The organism is Parasedimentitalea huanghaiensis (assembly GCF_009753675.1).
In the GTDB taxonomy this organism is placed as follows: Bacteria; Pseudomonadota; Alphaproteobacteria; order Rhodobacterales; family Rhodobacteraceae; genus Parasedimentitalea; species Parasedimentitalea huanghaiensis.
Window position 1 is genome coordinate 184,825 of record NZ_WQLV01000007.1, and the last position, 19,196, is coordinate 204,020.

19 protein-coding genes are annotated in these 19,196 nt (G+C 55.6%); 15 read left to right on the forward strand and 4 right to left on the reverse strand.

Annotated elements, in window-relative coordinates; genetic code table 11:
• Positions 1-102 precede the first annotated feature (102 nt).
• Together tldD and dprA are read left to right on the forward strand one after the other, a co-directional pair.
• Positions 103-1,524 (forward strand): metalloprotease TldD, encoded by a 1,422-nt coding sequence (tldD, locus tag GO984_RS13095; protein ID WP_157022964.1) that lies wholly within the window; start codon positions 103-105, stop codon positions 1,522-1,524.
• 201 nt (positions 1,525-1,725) lie between these two features.
• Entirely contained in the window at positions 1,726-2,877 is a 1,152-nt protein-coding gene (gene dprA, locus GO984_RS13100; protein WP_157022965.1) for a DNA-processing protein DprA, read from the forward strand.
• On the opposite strand, the gene GO984_RS13105 is transcribed toward dprA, so the two are convergent.
• The gene (locus GO984_RS13105) at positions 2,874-3,308 is read right to left on the reverse strand and encodes a hypothetical protein (protein ID WP_157022966.1); all 435 of its coding nucleotides are present in this window, start codon (positions 3,306-3,308) and stop codon (positions 2,874-2,876) included. The two genes, dprA and GO984_RS13105, sit on opposite strands and share 4 nt — an antisense overlap.
• A gap of 134 nt (positions 3,309-3,442) precedes the next feature.
• Here GO984_RS13105 and topA point away from each other — a divergent pair, with 134 nt between their 5' ends.
• Complete coding sequence (topA, locus tag GO984_RS13110) at positions 3,443-6,181, forward strand: type I DNA topoisomerase (protein WP_157022967.1); 2,739 nt, start codon at positions 3,443-3,445, stop codon at positions 6,179-6,181.
• Here topA and GO984_RS13115 read toward each other — a convergent pair.
• Positions 6,178-6,693 carry a helix-turn-helix domain-containing protein gene (locus GO984_RS13115; RefSeq protein WP_245231102.1) on the reverse strand — a complete coding sequence of 172 codons (516 nt, stop codon included), beginning with the start codon at positions 6,691-6,693 and terminating at the stop codon, positions 6,178-6,180. The genes topA and GO984_RS13115 overlap by 4 nt on opposite strands.
• Before the next feature lie 130 nt (positions 6,694-6,823).
• Here GO984_RS13115 and GO984_RS13120 point away from each other — a divergent pair, with 130 nt between their 5' ends.
• The 3 genes from GO984_RS13120 (at position 6,824) to GO984_RS13130 (ending at position 8,717) form a co-directional block, all read left to right on the forward strand.
• Positions 6,824-7,249, forward strand: a complete 426-nt coding sequence (locus tag GO984_RS13120) for a VOC family protein (RefSeq protein WP_157022969.1) — start codon at positions 6,824-6,826, stop codon at positions 7,247-7,249.
• Between the two features lie 112 nt (positions 7,250-7,361).
• Positions 7,362-8,078, forward strand: a complete 717-nt coding sequence (locus GO984_RS13125; protein ID WP_157022970.1) for a CoA transferase subunit A — start codon at positions 7,362-7,364, stop codon at positions 8,076-8,078.
• A 12-nt stretch (positions 8,079-8,090) separates the two neighbouring features.
• Positions 8,091-8,717, forward strand: coding sequence for a 3-oxoacid CoA-transferase subunit B (locus GO984_RS13130; protein ID WP_138164554.1), 627 nt, complete (start codon positions 8,091-8,093; stop codon positions 8,715-8,717).
• A 73-nt stretch (positions 8,718-8,790) separates the two neighbouring features.
• Here the strand turns inward: GO984_RS13130 and GO984_RS13135 are convergent, their stop codons facing one another.
• Complete coding sequence (locus GO984_RS13135; RefSeq protein ID WP_157022971.1) at positions 8,791-9,384, reverse strand: TetR/AcrR family transcriptional regulator; 594 nt, start codon at positions 9,382-9,384, stop codon at positions 8,791-8,793.
• Positions 9,385-9,508: 124 nt separating this feature from the next.
• Here GO984_RS13135 and GO984_RS13140 point away from each other — a divergent pair, with 124 nt between their 5' ends.
• Positions 9,509-10,369, forward strand: coding sequence for a quinone oxidoreductase family protein (locus GO984_RS13140; protein WP_157022972.1), 861 nt, complete (start codon positions 9,509-9,511; stop codon positions 10,367-10,369).
• A gap of 71 nt (positions 10,370-10,440) precedes the next feature.
• On the opposite strand, the gene GO984_RS13145 is transcribed toward GO984_RS13140, so the two are convergent.
• Positions 10,441-11,250 carry a lytic transglycosylase domain-containing protein gene (locus tag GO984_RS13145; RefSeq protein WP_157022973.1) on the reverse strand — a complete coding sequence of 270 codons (810 nt, stop codon included), beginning with the start codon at positions 11,248-11,250 and terminating at the stop codon, positions 10,441-10,443.
• Between the two features lie 347 nt (positions 11,251-11,597).
• Here GO984_RS13145 and GO984_RS13150 point away from each other — a divergent pair, with 347 nt between their 5' ends.
• The 8 genes from GO984_RS13150 to GO984_RS13180 all read left to right on the forward strand — a co-directional run bounded on the left by GO984_RS13150 (position 11,598) and on the right by GO984_RS13180 (position 19,192).
• Positions 11,598-11,813, forward strand: a complete 216-nt coding sequence (locus tag GO984_RS13150; protein WP_157022974.1) for a hypothetical protein — start codon at positions 11,598-11,600, stop codon at positions 11,811-11,813.
• A 97-nt stretch (positions 11,814-11,910) separates the two neighbouring features.
• The gene (locus GO984_RS23365; protein WP_167740325.1) at positions 11,911-12,087 is read left to right on the forward strand and encodes a hypothetical protein; all 177 of its coding nucleotides are present in this window, start codon (positions 11,911-11,913) and stop codon (positions 12,085-12,087) included.
• Between the two features lie 138 nt (positions 12,088-12,225).
• The gene (cpaB, locus tag GO984_RS13155; protein WP_157022975.1) at positions 12,226-13,086 is read left to right on the forward strand and encodes a Flp pilus assembly protein CpaB; all 861 of its coding nucleotides are present in this window, start codon (positions 12,226-12,228) and stop codon (positions 13,084-13,086) included.
• Positions 13,087-13,305: 219 nt separating this feature from the next.
• Positions 13,306-14,697, forward strand: coding sequence for a type II and III secretion system protein family protein (locus tag GO984_RS13160; RefSeq protein WP_157022976.1), 1,392 nt, complete (start codon positions 13,306-13,308; stop codon positions 14,695-14,697).
• A 14-nt stretch (positions 14,698-14,711) separates the two neighbouring features.
• Positions 14,712-15,329, forward strand: a complete 618-nt coding sequence (locus GO984_RS13165) for an OmpA family protein (protein WP_157022977.1) — start codon at positions 14,712-14,714, stop codon at positions 15,327-15,329.
• 169 nt (positions 15,330-15,498) lie between these two features.
• The gene (locus GO984_RS13170) at positions 15,499-16,734 is read left to right on the forward strand and encodes a CpaE/TadZ family protein (RefSeq protein WP_157022978.1); all 1,236 of its coding nucleotides are present in this window, start codon (positions 15,499-15,501) and stop codon (positions 16,732-16,734) included.
• A gap of 29 nt (positions 16,735-16,763) precedes the next feature.
• Positions 16,764-18,224: a TadA family conjugal transfer-associated ATPase gene (locus tag GO984_RS13175; RefSeq protein ID WP_157022979.1), complete on the forward strand. Its 1,461-nt coding sequence runs from the start codon at positions 16,764-16,766 to the stop codon at positions 18,222-18,224.
• A complete protein-coding gene (locus GO984_RS13180; protein ID WP_157022980.1) occupies positions 18,224-19,192 on the forward strand; it encodes a type II secretion system F family protein in 969 nt (322 codons plus the stop codon). The genes GO984_RS13175 and GO984_RS13180 overlap by 1 nt, the downstream gene beginning before the upstream one ends.
• Positions 19,193-19,196: the final 4 nt, after the last annotated feature.

The window sequence follows — 19,196 nt, forward strand, 5'->3', positions numbered from 1 at the left end:
TTGCTGACGGTAGAAATCATATTCCAAGGATCAGATAAAGAGCTATGCTTGCGTCAAATGGGCGCTTTCTTGATTTAGATCAAAAAAAATGAGGTCCACACGATGGAAGACGCAGCCTTTCGCCCCTTTGAAACCAACCTGCCCGCGGATGATGCGTTGCAGGTCCTGAAATCGGCTCTCTCCGGAGCCGACGATGGCGAGATATTTGCCGAACGCCGAAAATCCGAGTCACTGGTTTTTGATGACGGCCGATTGCGCAGCGCCAGTTACGATGCCTCCGAAGGCTTCGGATTGCGCGCCGTCAACGGTGAGGTGGCCGGATATGCCCACTCGACCGACGTTTCGATGGCTGCGCTCAATCGTGCATCTGAAACTGCGCGGCTGGCCGTTGGCGATGGTGGCGGCACTCTGGCGGATGCCCCATCCGCGACGAATCGCAAACTGTACACAGACGCCGACCCAATTGGTGCGATGCCGTTTGCGGTGAAAATCGAAACGCTGCGCGAGATTGATGCCTTTGCGCGTGATCTGGATCAACGTGTGGTGCAGGTTTCGGCAGTTCTGGCCGCTTCCTTACAAGAAGTCGAAATTCTGCGCGCTGATGGTGTTTTGGTGCGTGATGTGCGCCCTATGACACGCCTGAATGTATCGGTCATTGTCGAACAGGATGGTCGCCGTGAAAGCGGATCCGCAGGTGGCGGCGGTCGCATCGGTCTGGACGGGCTTGTTGATCCCCGTGACTGGCAGGCCAAAGCCCGCGAAGCCCTTCGTATTGCGGTGGTCAATCTTGACGCCGTCCCTGCCCCCGCAGGTGTGATGGAGGTGGCATTGGGGCCAGGCTGGCCCGGGATTTTACTGCACGAAGCCATCGGTCACGGGTTAGAGGGCGACTTTAACCGCAAAGGCAGCTCAGCCTTTGCAGGGCTGATGGGCCAACGTGTTGCAGCCAAAGGTGTGACGGTACTGGATGATGGCACGTTGCCAGACCGCCGGGGCTCAATCACGATTGACGACGAAGGCACCCCTTCGCAGGCGACCACCCTGATCGAAGACGGAATTCTGGTTGGCTATATGCAGGACCGGCAGAACGCCCGCTTGATGGGCGTCACCCCCACAGGCAACGGTCGTCGTCAAAGCTATGCCCATGCACCGATGCCACGCATGACCAATACCTATATGCTTGGCGGAGAAGCCAACCCATCGGATCTGATCGCCGATATCAAAGATGGCATTTGGGCGGTTGGGTTTGGCGGCGGTCAAGTCGACATTACCAACGGCAAGTTTGTGTTCTCCTGCACCGAGGCCTATCGGGTCATTAATGGTAAGATTGGGGCTCCGGTTAAAGGCGCTACCCTGATTGGCGACGGTGCCACTGCGCTGCATCGTATTCGCGCCCTGGGAAATGACATGGCGCTGGACCCAGGTATGGGGAACTGCGGCAAAGCCGGACAGTGGGTACCGGTTGGCGTTGGCCAGCCAACTGTCCTGATGGACGGGCTGACAGTGGGCGGCGCCGCTGCCTAGTTACCTGTGTTAATTTAAAATCAGAAAACCCACGTAAAAACCGCATTGCGACGCCGATTTTTCGCAATGCGGATTCAAAATTTCCCTTACGTCACCATCATTTGGCAAGTTTTCGGAAAATCTTCTGAAAATCCTTACTTGTTCACTCCCTGTTAACCGTCTTAGCGTTAAACCTGTACATGCAAACAGGCGGAGCAACGGATGACCGAAGAATTCACTTCTTCCACTCACCCCCCACTCCCACCCACCACGGAAGATATTCGTTATTCCTGGCTCCGTCTGTTGCGTTCTCGCAGGGTTGGTCCGGTGACATTTCACCGCCTGATCGCCGAGTATAATTCAGCGCAGAACGCGCTGGATGCGTTGCCCGAAGTGGCGCGCGAAGCAGGCGTAAAGGGGTATAAAATATGCCCTTCACCTGTGATTGACGCCGAAATCAAGGCCGCAAAAGCCGCCAAAGCGCGGCTTTTGTGCCTTGGCGACGTCCACTACCCTTCACAGCTTGCCCAGCTCAAAGATGCGCCGCCCCTCCTCTGGGTGAAAGGGGATACCGCACGACTGCAATCTCCAATTATTGCTCTGGTCGGGGCGCGTAATGCCTCGTCACTGGGCAGCCGTATGGCCCGTGCACTGGCCCACGACCTTGGCTCGCAGGGGTACATAATAGTGTCAGGCTTGGCCCGCGGCATTGATACCGCCGCCCATCTGGCATCGCTGGACAGCGGCACAATCGCCGTCATGGCTGGCGGTGTTGACGTCATCTACCCCACACAGAACACCGGTTTGGCGCAGGATATAGCACAAAGGGGCCTGTTGTTGTCGGAACAGCCTATGGGACTCACCCCACAGGCGCGCCATTTCCCCAGCCGCAATCGCATCATTTCCGGCCTGGCCCGCGCCGTGATTGTCGTCGAAGCCGCTGCCAAATCCGGTAGCCTTATCACCGCCCGGGATGCACTTGATCAGGGCCGCGAGGTGTTGGCGGTGCCTGGACATCCCTTCGATGCCCGCGCCAGCGGCTGCAACATGCTGATCCGCGACGGTGCCCAACTGGTTCGCAACAGTGACGATGTCATCGCTGCGCTCCCACCTGTTCAACCTCCGGCGCGGGCGTCCGCCCCACAACAGATGCTCCCCCTTGATAGGCCACCACAACGGCGGAGCCTGCAGGAAACAGCAGCGCTGCACCAACAAATCCTGTCACGCCTTGGCCCCTCCCCCACGGCCGAGGACCAACTGATCCGAGACATGGCAGCACCAGCGCGTGACGTCTCACCTGCGCTGACCGATCTTGAACTGGACGGTAAGATCACCCGGCTCGCAGGCGGATTGGTGTCGCGTAAACTCCGTTAGTAACAGAACTCGGCAATCACCGGTCCCCAGCTGCTACAAAACGGCTCACCAGCGAACCAGACGTCGGTGGCCCCAATCGCATGTTCCACCGCCACCCAGGTGTTACCCTTTTTAATATACAGCGCCTGCATGTGGGTCCCGTCCATAAAATCTGGACTAAACTCACCGCGGGCAAACCCCGGTGTTGAGGCGATATCTATGGGCCTGCCGCCAGGCCGTTGTGGTTGCACCGATGCAAAGGCCCGGTGGCCAGAGACCCGCAAATCATGGACAACAAATTCAACGGGTGCCCCCAGGTCGACTTCGGCCAGTGGCCGCAACGCATTCATCAGTGCTTTTCGCTCAGCCGTACCGCGTTTTGGCTCGTACCAGTCCTGTGCCGCCAATGGGCTGGCAATCAATGCAGCCACCACTAGCCATCCTAGTTTCATGACATCCTCCAATTCGCCGCCAAATTCATCATCAAATTTGCCTGTAAAACTCTTCGATTGACAATACCCTCTTGCGCCCCACATCTTGCCCGGCCATAGAACGTGCCGTGTCCGTCCCAGAAGGTTTAGCTTAAATGCCCGTAGTTGTTGTAGAATCGCCAGCCAAAGCCAAGACGATCAATAAGTATCTCGGCTCTGACTATACAGTTCTGGCATCTTACGGCCACGTGCGCGATCTTCCGCCGAAGAATGGTTCGGTTGATCCGGACAACGATTTTGACATGACTTGGGAGATCGGAAACGACAGCCGGAAACATGTCAAAGCCATCGCAGACGCCCTGAAGGAAGACAACGCACTGATCCTCGCGACCGACCCCGACCGCGAAGGAGAGGCAATCAGCTGGCACTTACAACAGGCGCTGACCAAACGCCGGTCCATCAAAAAGGACACACCGGTCAGCCGCGTCACCTTTAACGCCATCACCAAAGTTGCGGTGCTCGAGGCCATGGCAAACCCACGTCAGGTCGACATGCCGCTGGTTGAAGCCTATCTGGCCCGCCGCGCGCTGGACTACCTGGTGGGCTTTAACCTGTCGCCCGTTCTGTGGCGTAAATTGCCCGGTGCCAGATCCGCCGGTCGGGTCCAATCGGTCTGCCTGCGTCTAATCGTCGAGCGCGAAACCGAAATCGAAGCCTTCAATCCGCAAGAATACTGGTCCGTACGCGCCCTTCTGACCACGCCGCGTGGCCAGGAATTTGAAACCCGCCTGACCGTTTTAGGCGGCGACAAGCTGGACAAATTCAGCATCGCCAATTCTACCGCTGCCGAAATGGCGGTACAGGCCGTCGCCAGCCGCGATTTGTCGGTGCAATCGGTTGAGGCAAAACCCGCCTCCCGCAATCCTTCTGCCCCCTTCATGACCTCGACCCTGCAGCAAGAGGCCAGCCGCAAATTTGGCATGGGCGCCAAACAAACCATGAGCACCGCGCAGCGTTTGTACGAGGCGGGCTACATTACTTATATGCGAACAGACGGTATCGACATGGCCCCCGAGGCCGTGACCGAGGCCCGGGCCGAAATCGACAAGCGGTATGGCGGCACCTACGTCCCAGAAAAACCGCGGGTCTACAAAAACAAAGCCAAGAACGCACAAGAAGCCCACGAATGTATTCGCCCCACCGATATGAGCCGCGATGCCGCCAGCCTCAAGGTGACCGAAGCAGATCAGCGCAAGCTCTATGACCTGATTTGGAAACGCACACTGGCCTGCCAGATGGCCAGCTCCAAGATGGAACGCACCACCGTTGACGTTGGCTCCGCTGACAAACAGGTGATGTTGCGTGCGACCGGTCAAGTGATGCTGTTTGACGGGTTCATGCGGGTCTACGAAGAAGGCCGCGATGACGTTGTGCAGGACGACGACGACAAGCGCCTGCCGCAGATCATGATGGGTGAGACCGCGAAATTCGCAGACAGCTCGCTTGTTGGCCAGTTCACCAAGGCTGGCAAAGACGGTGCCAAAACGGATAAAAGCGGTGATCTGCGCAGCAATGGCTCGGCCTTGCTGTCCAAAAATGAATCAGTACTGGCGCTGCAGCACCACACCATGCCGCCGCCCCGCTACACAGAGGCCACGCTGGTCAAACGGATGGAAGAGCTCGGCATTGGCCGTCCTTCGACCTACGCCAGCGTCATCACCACGATTCAGGACCGCGAATATGTCCGCAAGGAACAAAACCGTCTGTTCCCCGAAGACAAAGGCCGCATCGTTACCATCTTCCTGCTGAACTTCTTCCGTCAGTACGTCGGGTATGAATTCACCGCCAATCTGGAAGGGCAGCTGGATGATGTCAGCGCCGGAAATGGCGACTATAAGGACCTGTTGGCCAAGTTCTGGCGTGATTTCTCGGCAGCGATTTCCGAAACTTCTGACCTGCGTATTTCCGAAGTTCTGGACGTTCTCGATGATGCTCTGGCCCCACAGCTCTATCCACCTCGCGAAGATGGCACAGATGCACGGGCCTGCCCGAAATGTGGCCTGGGCCAATTGCACCTTAAGTCTTCGCGCACCGGTGGCTTTGTCGGCTGCGGCAATTACCCGGAATGCAATTATACCCGGCCAATTTCTGGCGAAGGCGCCGAAGGCTATGAAAAGATTTTGGGCGAAGACGCCGGCGACGAGATCCACCTGAAGTCTGGTCGCTTTGGCCCCTACGTTCAGCGTGGCGAGCCAACACCCGAAAACAAGAAGCCCCCACGTTCTTCGCTGCCAAAACAAAACCGGGATTACCTGCCCGGCTGGGGACCAAACGAAGTAACACTGGAACAGGCCGTCACCCTGCTGACCCTGCCCCGTGAAATCGGCCAGCACCCCGAAGGTGGCACCGTGGCCGCTAACTTGGGTCGATTTGGCCCTTACGTCATGCACCAGATGCCGGACGAGGAAAAACCAGTCTACGTAAACCTCAAGAATACTCTGGACGTGTTTGAAATTGGCATGAACCACGCGATGGAAATGCTAGCCGAAAAACGCGCCAACCCGGGCCGCGGTGGTCGTGCTGCCGCCAAAGCGCTCAAAGAACTGGGTGAACATCCAGATGGTGGTGGTGCTGTCAAAATCATGGACGGCAAATATGGGGCCTACATCAAATGGGAGAAGGTGAACGCCACCCTACCCAAAGATGTCGAAGTCAAAGACGTCACCATGGACATGGCCGTACAATTGATCACCGAAAAGGCCGGTAAAAAGCCGACGAAGAAGAAAGCCGCGGCAAAGAAAAAGCCCGCAGCCAAAAAGAAGACAGCTGCCAAAAAGGCGCCAGCCAAGAAAAAGGCAGCGCCTAAGAAATCAACAGAGGACAGCGCCTCTTAAGAGATCGTTGCCCGAACAAGAGCGGCCATTGCCTGTTCGTATGGTTTGGCCGCCTCACCCTGTGCAATCGCCAGGGCTGCCCGGTCATAACCGGCAGACAGGACTTTGGTCACAGCCTCCAGTTCCTCATCTGACAAATCCGAGTTTGCAGTGGCCAGACCCGTACGCAGGGCTGCCCGCCCTCCTCCTGCATCGATCTGATCCATCTCTTGAATCCCCAACACAGCCGGCCCATCAATCAGCAGCAACTGCGCCCGGCCCTGGATAGACATGGCTTCGAAATAGCCCTTGCTCCCAGTCCCGAGTGGATCATCAATCATGCCCTTGGTCGCGACCTCAATTGCCTGCCTCAGCTCCTTCGCTTCGGCGACAACAACCGCCCTAAACAGGTCCTCTTTGTCTTCAAAGTGATGGTACAGCGCGCCGCGGGTCACCTGTGCCGACTTTACGATTTCGGGTGTCGACGTTGCGGCAAACCCCTTCTCCACAAACAGTGAACGTGCGGCGTCCATGAGTTTCTTCCGCATCATCGCACGTCTGTCCGCGTTTGGTGTCCGTGTGGATTTCTCTTGCATGCATACAGCCTGTATGTTTATGAATTGCGCCACATACAAACTGTATGTTTATTTCAGGAGATGCAAGATGAAACCCACTCAGTTCTATCCCGTCATACAAACAGAAAACGTGGAAACGACCGCAACATTCTACATCGAGCACTTTGGCTTCAGGGCTGTGTTCACCTCCGATTGGTATGTCCACCTTCAATCTGAAACCGACCCTGCCGTGAACATTGCTGTACTGGATGGACATCACGAGACCATTCCACCAGCAGGTCGCGGGCTATCAAAGGGGGTTATCCTCAACTTTGAAGTGGCCGATGCAAAAGCAGACTATCAGCGCCTGACCTCCAAAGGGCTGCCGGTTCTGAAAGATCTCTGCGACGAAGATTTCGGCCAGCGTCATTTCATCACCGCCGATCCAAACGGAGTTTTGATTGATGTCATCACCCCGATCGCCCCTTCTGGCAGCTATATCGAGCAATATACCGAAGATGCTCTGCCAACCTGATCGTCTGCGCGTTAAAACGCTCGGTAGAAATACGCAACCTTCTACGTATTCTTGACTCACACCAACCGCCACGTCAGAACCACTCCCAACAGGTTGTTGTTGGGAGACTTCCATGAAAAAAGTTTATTCAAACGCCGCAGAAGCGCTCGACGGGCTGCTTCACGACGGCATGTTCATTGCAGCGGGCGGCTTTGGCCTCTGTGGCATTCCAGAATTGCTTCTGGACGCCATCAAAGACGCTGGCACCAAGGATCTGACCTTTGCGTCGAACAACGCAGGCGTTGATGATTTTGGTATCGGTATCTTGCTGCAGACCAAGCAGGTCAAAAAGATGATCTCGTCTTATGTGGGCGAAAACGCAGAATTCATGCGTCAGTATCTAAGCAAAGAGCTGGAGCTGGAATTCAACCCACAGGGCACCCTGGCCGAGCGTATGCGCGCTGGCGGCGCAGGCATCCCCGGCTTCTTCACCAAAACCGGTGTGGGCACCGTGATTGCCGAAGGCAAGTTTGAAAAGCAGTTCCCAACTGGCCCGGATGGCGCCATGGAAGATTACATCATGGAAGAAGGCATGTTTGCCGATCTTGCCATTGTCAAAGCCTGGAAGGCCGATGAAACCGGCAATCTGGTGTTCCGTAAAACCGCCCGTAACTTCAACGCGCCTGCTGCGACCTGCGGCAAGGTCTGTGTGGTCGAGGTGGAAGAGATCGTGCCAACTGGCTCTCTGGACCCTGACGCGATCCACCTGCCCGGCATCTATGTGCACCGTATCATTCAGGGCACCCACGAAAAGCGCATCGAACAGCGCACCACCCGGCCAGCGGCGTAAAGGAGAGCGAACATGTGGGATCGTAATCAAATGGCCGCACGCGCGGCACAAGAACTGCAAGACGGTTGGTATGTGAACCTCGGCATCGGCATTCCGACGCTAGTGTCCAACTATATCCCTGAAGGCGTCGAAGTGACCCTGCAGTCGGAAAACGGTATGCTGGGCATGGGCCCCTTCCCGGTTGAAGGCACCGAAGACGCCGACCTGATCAACGCAGGCAAGCAGACCATCACCGAACTGCCCCAGACCGCCTATTTCGATAGCGCGCAATCCTTCGCGATGATCCGTGGAGGCAAGATCGCCATGGCCATCCTCGGCGCTATGGAAGTGGCTGAAAACGGTGATTTGGCCAACTGGATGATTCCCAACAAGCTGGTCAAAGGTATGGGCGGCGCCATGGATCTGGTCGCCGGTGTGGGCCGTGTTGTTGTGGTCATGGACCATGCCAACAAACACGGTGTGTCCAAGGTGCTAAAGGAATGCACCCTGCCGCTGACCGGCAAAGCAGTTGTAGACCGTATCATCACCAATCTCGGCGTTCTGGATGTTGTCGAAGGCGGGTTGAAGATTGTCGAAACTGCTGACGGCGTCACCGAAGACGAGCTGCGCGCCGCAACCGAGGCGACAATTGTCGGCTAAACTGCGACTACATCGTTAAGCAAAAGGCCTGCTTCATCAGCGGGCCTTTTTCCGTTCCAGCAGGCCAAATCGATCACACTGCTGACAGACCCAGCGCCCCAACGGCAAGTTTGGCAACACGGTGCAGATCGTCGTTACCCGCGCCATCGCGTGCCTGTGTTGAAAACCCCTGCATCACCGTCGCCACCAGTTTGGCAGCCATCGTCGCAGAAACATCCCTCGGGACATCTCCCTCTTCCTGACCACGCTCAATTCGTGTTGCAATGGCAGCCTCAGTCGCTTTGCGGTATTGCTCCAGCACCAGTCTTGGCCCCTCATCCATATCCGGGCAGTGAATGGCGCCACTCACAACCAAACACCCGCGCGGTTGGGTGTCGTGGACATAGGCATCAACCGTGTCTGAAAGCAGTCGCATCACGGCCTCTGCCGCTGTTGGCTCTTTGGTCAACGCCTCCACAACATAGCCGCTATAGCGCTCCACATACCGATCAGCGCATGTCTTGAACAAGGTCTCCTTGTTGCCAAAGGCAGCATAGATGCTGGGCGGACGCAGCCCCATCACCCGTTCAAGGTCCGAGAGCGACGTGGCTTCATAGCCCCGCTCCCAGAACAGCCGCAGGGCTTTTTCCAGCACATCATCAACATCAAAGGATTTAGGGCGTCCCATCGGCTCTCTTTTTTTATCGATCACTAAAGAAAAAGCGTTGACGCTGCAATTCAAATTTGTTTTGTAGCGATCACTAATAAACCTCTTCCTCCGGGACTACCCAAAACCAAGCAAGGAACAGACTATGAAAGCCGCAGTGATCGAAACTTTTGGTGATGCCGATACCTTCCAGCTGAAGGGTATTGCCCGCCCAGCCATCGAGGCAGGGCAAGTGCTGGTTCGCATTCTTGCCTCTAGCGTTAATCCGGTAGATTTGGGCGTACGTTCGGGTGCGATTGTTCCCCCAGATGCCGCCCAGTTCCCGATGGTTCTGGGTTGGGACGCAGCAGGTGTGATCGAAGAAGTCGGTGCAGATGTCACCCTCTTTCAGCCCGGCGACCGGGTCATGGCCATCACCCAGCAGCCAGCTTCAGGTGTCGGAACCCACGCCGAATTCGCCGCCTTTCCTGCCGACCATGTCACTCACATCGCCGACAACGTGCCTTTTGACACCGCCGCAGCAACACCATTGGCCGCGACAACCGCTCTGACCGCACTCAAGGCGCTGAACTTACCTAAGGGGGCGTCGGTCCTGATCAACAACACCGAAGGCGCTGTTGGGCAGATTGCTGCTGCGATGGCAAAGGCCTTGCAATTGACCGTCGTGTCGACACGCGACCAGACCGTAGACGGCGCGCTGGATGTACGTGGCCGCGACCATGCCATACAGGCGTTTAATCGGGTCAAGGATGGGGGGAGCTATGTCACAACGGTTCCGGAATGGTGGAAACCTGGCGGTCAGTTTAGTCCTGACCGCGGCATTACCCCCGTGGTCTTGGAGCATCAGATAAATCAGTCTGATCTACAACAGATCGCCGCATGGCTGGCCGAGGGCGTGGTGACCCCGCGGATCGAGACAACATTGCCCTTGGAAGATATTGCCAAAGCACACCGCCTGATGGAACGGCCCGGCCTGACCCAGAAAATTGTATTGTCCCACGGCTAACAACTGTCACGGTGATCCGGCCGTCAAATGTCGGATCACCATCACTCCAATCATCGCGGCCTGGCTCTGCTTTACTGCATCGTCCGAAACACACAACCATCAGAAATCAATTCGGGTGGGGTCAAGCACAGCCCTTTTGCCACCTGAAACGCAGCCAGGACCTTGGGGACATAGTCTCGGGTTTCCGGATACGGTGGCACCCCCTGATGATCACGAATGGACCCTTCGCCGGCGTTGTATCCCGCCAGAACCAAAACCGGATCGCCGGCAAACTTCTCCATCAACCAATCCAGATATTTGATGCCACCCTGTATATTCTGCTGCGCCACCAATGCGTCATCCACTCCAAACCGCGCAGCCGTGTCCGGCATCAATTGCATCAACCCCTGCGCGCCAGCCGAACTGACCGCATCAGTTTGCCCTGCTGATTCCACAGCAATGACCGCCAGGATCAAAGCTGGAGATACCTCCGTGCCAATACTGGCAGTCAGGATCGGAATTCCCTGAGCCGCGGCAATGTCCTGCATCAATTGCAATCGCGGTGCCGACACACCTTCGCCGCCAGCCAACACCATCAAGGCATTGTCTAATCGGCCGGGTCCTGTCGCGGTCAGCTCGGGCGAGATCTCTTCCCAGAACCAACCATACCGCCCTACGGGCTGACCCGCCGTACCACTAGCTGGACCGGATGCATCATCAGGCAAGGTCGCAGGCGGATTCTGCTCTGGTTCGATCTGAATAGTGATGCGCTGGCGTGTACCAGGTTTTGGCGGAAGAACCCTCTTTGACTCAAAGCTGGGAAAAGGCGCTGGGGTATCCGCCTGCACCCACAATGGAACAACAGTAGTTAACACTGCCAGTGTCACAACACGGAGAAACATTAGACTGCCCTGATACTTATTTAACGATTTCCCAACATATGGGGCAAAAACACCCGCAAAGTGGCCTGAAATTTGACGGTTTCGCCACATTTCCGCTCTCTGCCGCTCTTTGGCCACGGGTATTTACAAAAATAGAAATGTATTTGTGTTTACTTTCAACACCCTAACCAAGTTCTTTCCAAAAAGTTAAACTAAGGCGCCAATTTCCGGATTTTGGCCCAAATCCTGCCACGCTCAACAGGCTATATATGTTCATACCAAGTCGGACATGAGCTTCGCAGGAGAGAGCAGGCTCAAACTGGACGGCAAGGTCGAAACACTTTTTAGATCCTTTGGAGGGACAAACTATGATCAAATTCTTCAAAAACTTCCGCAAAGACGAAGCTGGCGCCGTGACTGTTGACTGGGTTGTTCTGACCGCTGCTGTTGCTGCTCTGGCTGGTGTTGTTTACACTTCCATCGCCGATGGCGCTGCCGACCTGACAGCAGGCACAGCAACCTACATCGGCACACATGACTCGTCAGACCTCGCAACTGCTGGCTTCGGTACCACTACACCTTAAGCTGACGACGCTATAGCGATTTAAGCTCGGGGCCGCGTCTTTCATCCAAAGGCGCGGCCTCTTGCCCAGGGTAACCCCCGGCCCAACGAGGTTCGCAATGAATAAACTAAAATCATTTCTTGCCAGCGATGATGGCGCAGTGACCGTCGACTGGGTTGTTCTAACAGCTGGCATTGTAGGCCTGTGTTCAGTGATTGCATCCACCATATTTGATGGTGGGGTAGGACTGGCAAACGCAGTGGTAGCATACATGTCAAATTGGAATCTTGGTTGATCAGCAGCACCAGAAAGGTGCACCGCAGCAATGCGGTTTTTGGCTTTGACGCATTGCCACCCTATGCACACGCCCTGACGGATCCAGAAACCCGGCTGCGCCTACCAAGGGAAAGCACAGCCACAGCGAGGTAACACAATGCGTGCAGTTTTCGGATTGGTATTGATCATCGGTATCGCCTTGGCAGGCGGTGCGGTGATGATGGCCAAAAACTATATTTCAACCTATCAAAATGCCCTGGCCCAGGCAAATGCAAACCAGGTCGACGCGATCCCTACTGCAAACGTTTTTGTGGCCAACAAATCTCTGAAATATGGTGAACGCCTGACAGAAGACGCAGTTCGAATGGTACGTTGGCCGTTGGAAAGCCTCCCTGAAGGGGCATTTTCCACACTAGAAGACTTGTTTCCGCCAGCGTTTGAAGGCGAACAACGCGTTGTTCTGCGTACCATCGAGAAAAACGAAGCCATCCTGCCCGGAAAAGTCACCAAACCCGGTGAAGATGCCGGCATCACATCACGACTGCAACGTGGGATGCGGGCCTTTGCCATCAAGGTGGATGTGGCCTCTGGCGTTTCGGGCTTCCTACGCCCCGGTGACAATGTAGATATCTATTGGACTGGCAGCCTACGCGATGCAGATGACGGTCGACGTGGCGAAATCACCCGGCTGATCCAAGCGAATATTGAACTAATCGCGATCGACCAGAGCGCCGGCGGCGACATCAATGGCGCTATCATTGCCCGCACCGTCACGGTCACTGCGTTGCCCAAACAAGTTGCTGCACTGGCACAGGCACAAACCACCGGGCGATTGTCACTGTCATTGGTTGGCGCTGGAGATGATACTGTTGCCTCTTTTGTCGAGGTCGACCAGCGGTCCTTGCTTGGACTGGGTGAGCGTGTTTCCGCACCAGAAAGAGAAACCGAAAAAGTATGCACGATCCGTACGCGTCGCGGTGCCGAAGTGGTAGAAATCCCGATCCCCTGTACCAACTAAGGGGATGGGTCCGCCAAGCTGCCCCAGCTCAGAATTGCAACACGTCTGCGTGAAAGTCGCCCTTATCGGGCGGCTTTCCAGCATTTCTGTTGCCCGGGTCACACAGAAGCAGGGGCACCAAACCCATTGATTCTTGCAAAAATTAGCAAACTACCCCAAGGTAGCGCAAAAGACGGGCAAAAGACCCGACAACGAGGCGTGATCCGAGAGGCAGGTCACATGGCATTTAAAGCTATGATAGCAGCAGCCCTAACCGGGCTTGCTTTAACAAGCATTCCAATGACAGGCCCCGCTTGGGCTGAAGGCCTGCGCATTGTCAAAAAGGGCACCGAAACGCAGCTGAGTGTTCCAATGAACCGGGCTGTAGTGGTAGAAAGCGATGTTCCGTTTTCTGAACTCAGCATCGCTAACCCTGGCATCGCAGATATTTCATCTTTGTCTGACCGCACCATCTACGTGCTGGGCAAATCACCAGGATTGACCACTCTCACCCTGCTGGACGCTACCGGCAGATTGATCACCAATGTCGACGTTCGCGTCTCCGCTGATGTGAGTGAATTCAAAGAGCGGCTGCGGCAGATCTTGCCCAACGAAAAAATCGAAGTCCGTACAGCAAATGATGGCATTGTTCTGTCTGGCACCGTGTCCAGTGCCGCTCGACTTCAGCGCGCAATGGACTTGGCCGAACGCTATGCTCCCGAGCGGGTGTCAAATCTAATGTCCGTTGGTGGCGTGCAGCAAGTCATGCTCAAGGTGCGGTTTGCCGAAATGCAGCGCTCGGTGTCAAAATCACTCAGCTCTTCCGTTGCCTTAGGCGGGACCAATTTTTCAGCAGAAACCGGGACCTGGTTGCAGGGCGACAATGGCCTAAACCAACCAAGCCTTACACCCAAGGCCGACTCTCTGGGCGCCATCTTATTTGGCTTTGATGTCGGCTCGACACAGGTCGGTCTCTTGATCGAGGCCCTGGAACAAAAAGGAATGGTTCGCACACTTGCCGAACCGAACCTGTCCGCACTTTCCGGCCAAGAAGCCAAGTTTCTGGCCGGTGGCGAATACCCCGTCCCCGTTCCTCAAGACGATGGTGTCGTGACCGTCGAGTTCAAACCCTTTGGCATCGAAATGAATTTCATTCCACGGGTTATTGATGGCGACCTGATCAACCTTGAACTCAATACGGCAGTCTCAGCAATCGACCCGTCTAACTCTATCACTCTGAATGGGTCTCAAGTTGCAGCGTTTACGCGTCGTGAAGCGTCAACCACTGTTGAAATGCGCGACGGCGAGAGTTTTGCCATTGCCGGCCTGATCCAGGATGACTTTCTAGACAACAATGCACAGCTGCCATGGTTGGGCGACGTTCCGATCCTCGGTGCCCTATTCCGCAGCACCGATTACAAGCGTAGCCAGACCGAACTGGTGATCATCATCAGCGCACATCTGGTTACTCCAACTCGTGGGGAGGCCTTGAGCCTGCCAACAGACCGTGTCAAACCGCCCAGTGAAAATGATCTGTTTCTGTTTGGCCGGGTGTCACGAACCCAAAACGGCCCCGCCGCAGAAGTTGCCAGACAAGACTTCAGTGGCTCCTACGGCTATGTGATGGATTAATAAGGATGGCGCAGATGATCAAACATGCAGCGTTTTTTGGGCTCAGCCTGACCGTCGCCGCCTGCAGCATTGAAGCCGGGCACGAATTGGACCGGGGCACCTTTGGCAATTCAACGTTGAACAATGCTCAGGTAATGAGCGGCGAGCAAAACTATGCAATCCAGCTCGCGAAACGGTTTGCAGAAGAAGTTCCGTCAACAATCAACTTTGAATTCGATAGTGCCCGTCTCGACGCCAATGCCCGTGCAGTTCTGGATCAGCAAGCCGCTTGGATTAAGCAGTTCCCCGAGGTTCGCTTCCGGGTCTTTGGCCACACCGATGCTGTTGGACCGGCACATTACAACAAATCACTCGGCATGCGCCGTGCGCGCGCCGCCGTTTCATATTTGTCGACCCGTGGCATCAGTCGCTCTCGCCTAGAAGCCGTTGTTTCTTACGGAGAAACACAGCCTCTTGTTGCGACCCAGGGCCGCGAACGCCAGAATCGACGCACATTGACCGAAGTTTCCGGGTTCCTTAAGAACCATCCTTCGCTGTTAGATGGAAAATACGCGCAGGTGATCTATCGCGAATACATCGCCAGCGCGATCCCTCCATCAAACATGACCACAGAACAGTCTCTGGCCGAATAGTCTGACAAAACACCACACGTTTAGACTTTCCCAACTATTGGGGCTTTTTGGCCCCAATATCGCCAGAATTGCCCCCGACATTACTTGCAAGAGGTGACGTGCGCCGACCGAGTCGCACGTAGGGACGAACAGGTTGAACCTGTCGTCACCCGTAATGAGGATAATGGCAATGAGCAGCGAAACGCCGCACACAGATACGAACGCAATTGTTGCCTGCACCGTCAGCCGCGATGTGCAGAACTTTGATCTGTTGATCGAAGACATGGAATCCGCCATGGGTGAAAACTGGGGCGATTTAGGCTTTGCCGAAGCTCTGGCCTTTTTCAACCAACCCGAAGCCGAATCTCTGAGCTTTATTGCGCTCGCCATAGATGGGAATGACGAGGATAACTTGGTCCTGATGGGTGAAATCATCACTCAGGCAAAGACCCGTGACATCAAGGTGATTCTGATTGCAGAAGATGTCACCCCTGCCTCCTTGCATCAGTTACTGCGTCAGGGCGCCGATGAATTTGTCCCCTACCCGCTTCCCGAACAAGAGTTGCAAGCAGCGATAGAACGGGTGACCACCCCGGAACCCGAACCGGAAGAGGCCATCGCCAATCCGCATCAGCTACAGTCAGGCAGTGCCCGAGAAGGCGCAGTCATTGTGTGTCAGGGGCTGGCCGGCGGTTCTGGGTCTACCACACTTGCAGTCAACTTAGCTTGGGAGCTAGCGCTGTTGAGCGATCACGAACAACCCAGCGTATGTTTACTGGATCTCGACATGCAGCACGGCTCGGTTGCAACCTATCTGGACCTGCCTCGCCGCGAGATTGTGATGGAGATGTTGGGCCAAATTGATGAGATGGACGCCGAGATGTTCGGCCAGGCATTGCTCTCGTTTCAAGACAAGTTGCAGGTCCTAACCGCTCCGTCGGAAATGGTGCCGCTAGAATTCTTCACCCCTGACGACATCGAGCGATTAATCGCCATGGCGCGCAGCCACTTCGATTTTGTAGTCATCGATCTGCCGCGCACCCTGGTGCAATGGTCTGAATGCGTGCTCAACAGGGCACATGTCTATTTCTCCCTTATCGAACTCGATATGCGGTCGGCCCAAAACGCCCTGCGCATGAAGCGGGCGTTGCAATCCGAAGACCTGCCTTTCGAAAAGCTGCGTTTCACATTGAACCGTGCACCCAAGTTCACCGATCTAAGCGGAAAAAGCCGGGTAAAGCGGATGGCTGAATCTCTGGGCATCTCTATTGATTTGCAGTTGCCGGACGGTGGCAAACCCGTTGTCCAAAGTTGTGACCACGGCCTGCCGCTTGCGGTTTCAGCGGCCAAAAATCCGCTGCGCAAAGAAATCGCCAAGCTGGCCCTGTCGCTCCACGAACTCGGACAGCAAGACGTCGCTGCCTAACATAAAGTCATCCCTTGGGGGGGTATAAGATGTTTTCCAAGTATAAAAAGCAAGCCGCAGCTGGGGCTCCTGCCAAAGCATCCAAGCTGAAGGCGGTCAAACCAGACGCCCCCATTGCCCCCAAACCCGCCGCCAACCAAAGCGCGTCGCTGCGTCGGCCCATGCCAAAAACTTCAGCCGAAGCCGCCCCTCAGGACAAAGAGCGCAAGCGCAAAGAACGATTGAGCGACATTAAGATCCAACTTCACAAAGAACTGTTGGAACAGCTGAACCTTGCAGCCCTGGAAACCGCCAACGAAGCAGAGTTGCGCGCGGAAATCACTACGATCACCACCGAAATTCTGGAAGAAAAAGGCATCGTTCTCAATCGCGATGACCGCCAGACACTGACCAAAGAGCTGTACGACGAAGTCACCGGTCTTGGTCCTTTGGAAACGCTGCTACAGGACGAAACCGTCAACGATATCCTGGTCAATGGTCCGCAACAGGTTTTTGTCGAACGCGAAGGCAAGCTCATGTTGAGCGATGTGACCTTCAAAGATGAAAAGCACCTTCTCAGGATCATCGATAAAATTGTTTCGGCTGTTGGACGTCGCGTTGATGAATCCAACCCCTACGTGGATGCCCGCCTTGCAGATGGCTCGCGCTTCAACGCAATGGTGCCGCCCATTGCGGTGGATGGCTCTCTGGTTTCGATCCGGAAGTTTAAGAAAGACAAGCTGGGTATTGATGATCTGGTAAATTTCGGCGCCTTCAACGAGGAAATGGCGGCCTACCTGCAAGCCGCTGTTGCCACTCGACTGAATATTATCGTGTCCGGCGGTACCGGTTCTGGTAAAACAACCACCCTAAACGCGCTGTCCAGCTTCATCGACAACGCCGAACGGATCCTGACAATCGAGGATACCGCAGAACTTCAGCTGCAACAGACCCACGTAGGCCGGATGGAAAGCCGCCCGCCCAACGTCGAGGGCAAAGGTGAAGTCTCCCCGCGCGACTGTCTGAAAAACGCCCTGCGTATGCGTCCCGACCGTATCATTGTCGGCGAGACCCGTGGCGAAGAAGTGATCGACATGTTGCAGGCCATGAACACTGGCCACGACGGATCAATGACCACCATCCACGCCAACTCGGCTCGTGATGGGGTCAGCCGTTTGGAAAACATGATCGCCATGGCTGGCATTGAAATGCCGCTGAAGGCAGTGCGCAGTCAGATCTCGTCTGCGGTGAATCTGATCGTGCAGGCCTCACGTCTGCAGGACGGGTCCCGCCGCATGACGTCAATCACCGAAATCACCGGCATGGAAGGTGACGTGATATCGATGCAGGAAATTTTCCGGTATCAGCGGGTCGGCCTGACCCCAGAGAACAAAATCATCGGCCATTTCACAGCCACAGGAGTGCGCAGCCACTTCTCCGAACGATTCCGTATGTGGGGGTATGACCTGCCCGCCTCGGTTTATGAACCCACTAAGATGGAGTCACACTGATGCAACTAAGCGCAGAACCAATCATCTACGGTCTTATTTTCATTGGCGTTTTGGTACTGGTCGAAGGCCTGTACCTTGTGGCCTTTGGCAAATCCATCAGCCTGAACAGCCGCGTTAACCGCCGACTGGAGATGCTGGATAAAAGCGGAGATCGCGAACAGGTGCTGGAACAGCTGCGCAAGGAAATGCAGCAGCATATGCAGTCCCAGTCGATCCCGCTGTATTCCCTGCTAGCGGAAAAGGCGCAAAAGGCCGCAATCGCCTTCACCCCGCGACAGTTGATCATGATCATGGGCGGGTTGGCCGCATTGGCCTTTGTCGGTCTCAGCATTGGCACCGAAACCGAATTGCCAGTACGTATCATGGCGTCGGTCATCATTGGGGTTGCTGCAGTATTCATCTGGGTCAACAAAAAGGCCAAGACACGTATGGACATGATCGAGGAACAGCTGCCCGATGCTGTTGAATTGATTGTGAGAAGCCTGCGGGTTGGCCACCCTTTCTCTTCGGCTATCCAGATTGTCGCAAAAGAAGTCGACGACCCGCTCGCGACCGAGTTTGGCATGATCGCAGACGAAAGCGCCTATGGCCGAGACGTCGGTGAGGCACTGAAAGAAATGGCTGAACGACTGGAAATGCAGGATATGCGTTTCCTTGCGGTCGCCGTGACCATTCAGCAGCAATCCGGGGGGAACCTGGCCGAGGTCCTAGCTGGTCTGGCCAAGGTCATCCGTGCCCGGTTCCGTCTGTTCCGCCGTGTCAAAGCAATCACAGCCGAAGCACAATGGTCGGGCAAGTTCCTCTCCGCCTTTCCTCTGCTGGCGCTAGGGGGCATTCTGGCCAAGGACCCAAACTACTATGACACTGTCCTGGACCACCCCTACTTCATTCCCTGCTGTTTCATCGTGGGCGTGCTGTTGACCGTCAATCTGTTTGTCATGCGCGCGCTGACCAACATTAAGGTATAAGGGG

Bases quoted from the DNA above. Each gene is read 5' to 3' on its own strand.
- GO984_RS13105 (WP_157022966.1), bottom strand. From the start codon at position 3,308: ATGAAACTAGGATGGCTAGTGGTGGCTGCATTGATTGCCAGCCCATTG.
- cpaB (WP_157022975.1), top strand. From the start codon at position 12,226: ATGCGTGCAGTTTTCGGATTGGTATTGATCATCGGTATCGCCTTGGCA.
- GO984_RS13160 (WP_157022976.1), top strand. From the start codon at position 13,306: ATGGCATTTAAAGCTATGATAGCAGCAGCCCTAACCGGGCTTGCTTTA.
- topA (WP_157022967.1), top strand. From the start codon at position 3,443: ATGCCCGTAGTTGTTGTAGAATCGCCAGCCAAAGCCAAGACGATCAAT.
- GO984_RS13145 (WP_157022973.1), bottom strand. From the start codon at position 11,250: ATGTTTCTCCGTGTTGTGACACTGGCAGTGTTAACTACTGTTGTTCCA.
- GO984_RS23365 (WP_167740325.1), top strand. From the start codon at position 11,911: ATGAATAAACTAAAATCATTTCTTGCCAGCGATGATGGCGCAGTGACC.
- GO984_RS13135 (WP_157022971.1), bottom strand. From the start codon at position 9,384: ATGGGACGCCCTAAATCCTTTGATGTTGATGATGTGCTGGAAAAAGCC.
- GO984_RS13120 (WP_157022969.1), top strand. From the start codon at position 6,824: ATGAAACCCACTCAGTTCTATCCCGTCATACAAACAGAAAACGTGGAA.
- GO984_RS13130 (WP_138164554.1), top strand. From the start codon at position 8,091: ATGTGGGATCGTAATCAAATGGCCGCACGCGCGGCACAAGAACTGCAA.
- GO984_RS13115 (WP_245231102.1), bottom strand. From the start codon at position 6,693: ATGGACGCCGCACGTTCACTGTTTGTGGAGAAGGGGTTTGCCGCAACG.
- dprA (WP_157022965.1), top strand. From the start codon at position 1,726: ATGACCGAAGAATTCACTTCTTCCACTCACCCCCCACTCCCACCCACC.
- GO984_RS13150 (WP_157022974.1), top strand. From the start codon at position 11,598: ATGATCAAATTCTTCAAAAACTTCCGCAAAGACGAAGCTGGCGCCGTG.
- GO984_RS13180 (WP_157022980.1), top strand. From the start codon at position 18,224: ATGCAACTAAGCGCAGAACCAATCATCTACGGTCTTATTTTCATTGGC.
- GO984_RS13125 (WP_157022970.1), top strand. From the start codon at position 7,362: ATGAAAAAAGTTTATTCAAACGCCGCAGAAGCGCTCGACGGGCTGCTT.
- GO984_RS13170 (WP_157022978.1), top strand. From the start codon at position 15,499: ATGAGCAGCGAAACGCCGCACACAGATACGAACGCAATTGTTGCCTGC.
- GO984_RS13140 (WP_157022972.1), top strand. From the start codon at position 9,509: ATGAAAGCCGCAGTGATCGAAACTTTTGGTGATGCCGATACCTTCCAG.
- GO984_RS13165 (WP_157022977.1), top strand. From the start codon at position 14,712: ATGATCAAACATGCAGCGTTTTTTGGGCTCAGCCTGACCGTCGCCGCC.
- GO984_RS13175 (WP_157022979.1), top strand. From the start codon at position 16,764: ATGTTTTCCAAGTATAAAAAGCAAGCCGCAGCTGGGGCTCCTGCCAAA.
- tldD (WP_157022964.1), top strand. From the start codon at position 103: ATGGAAGACGCAGCCTTTCGCCCCTTTGAAACCAACCTGCCCGCGGAT.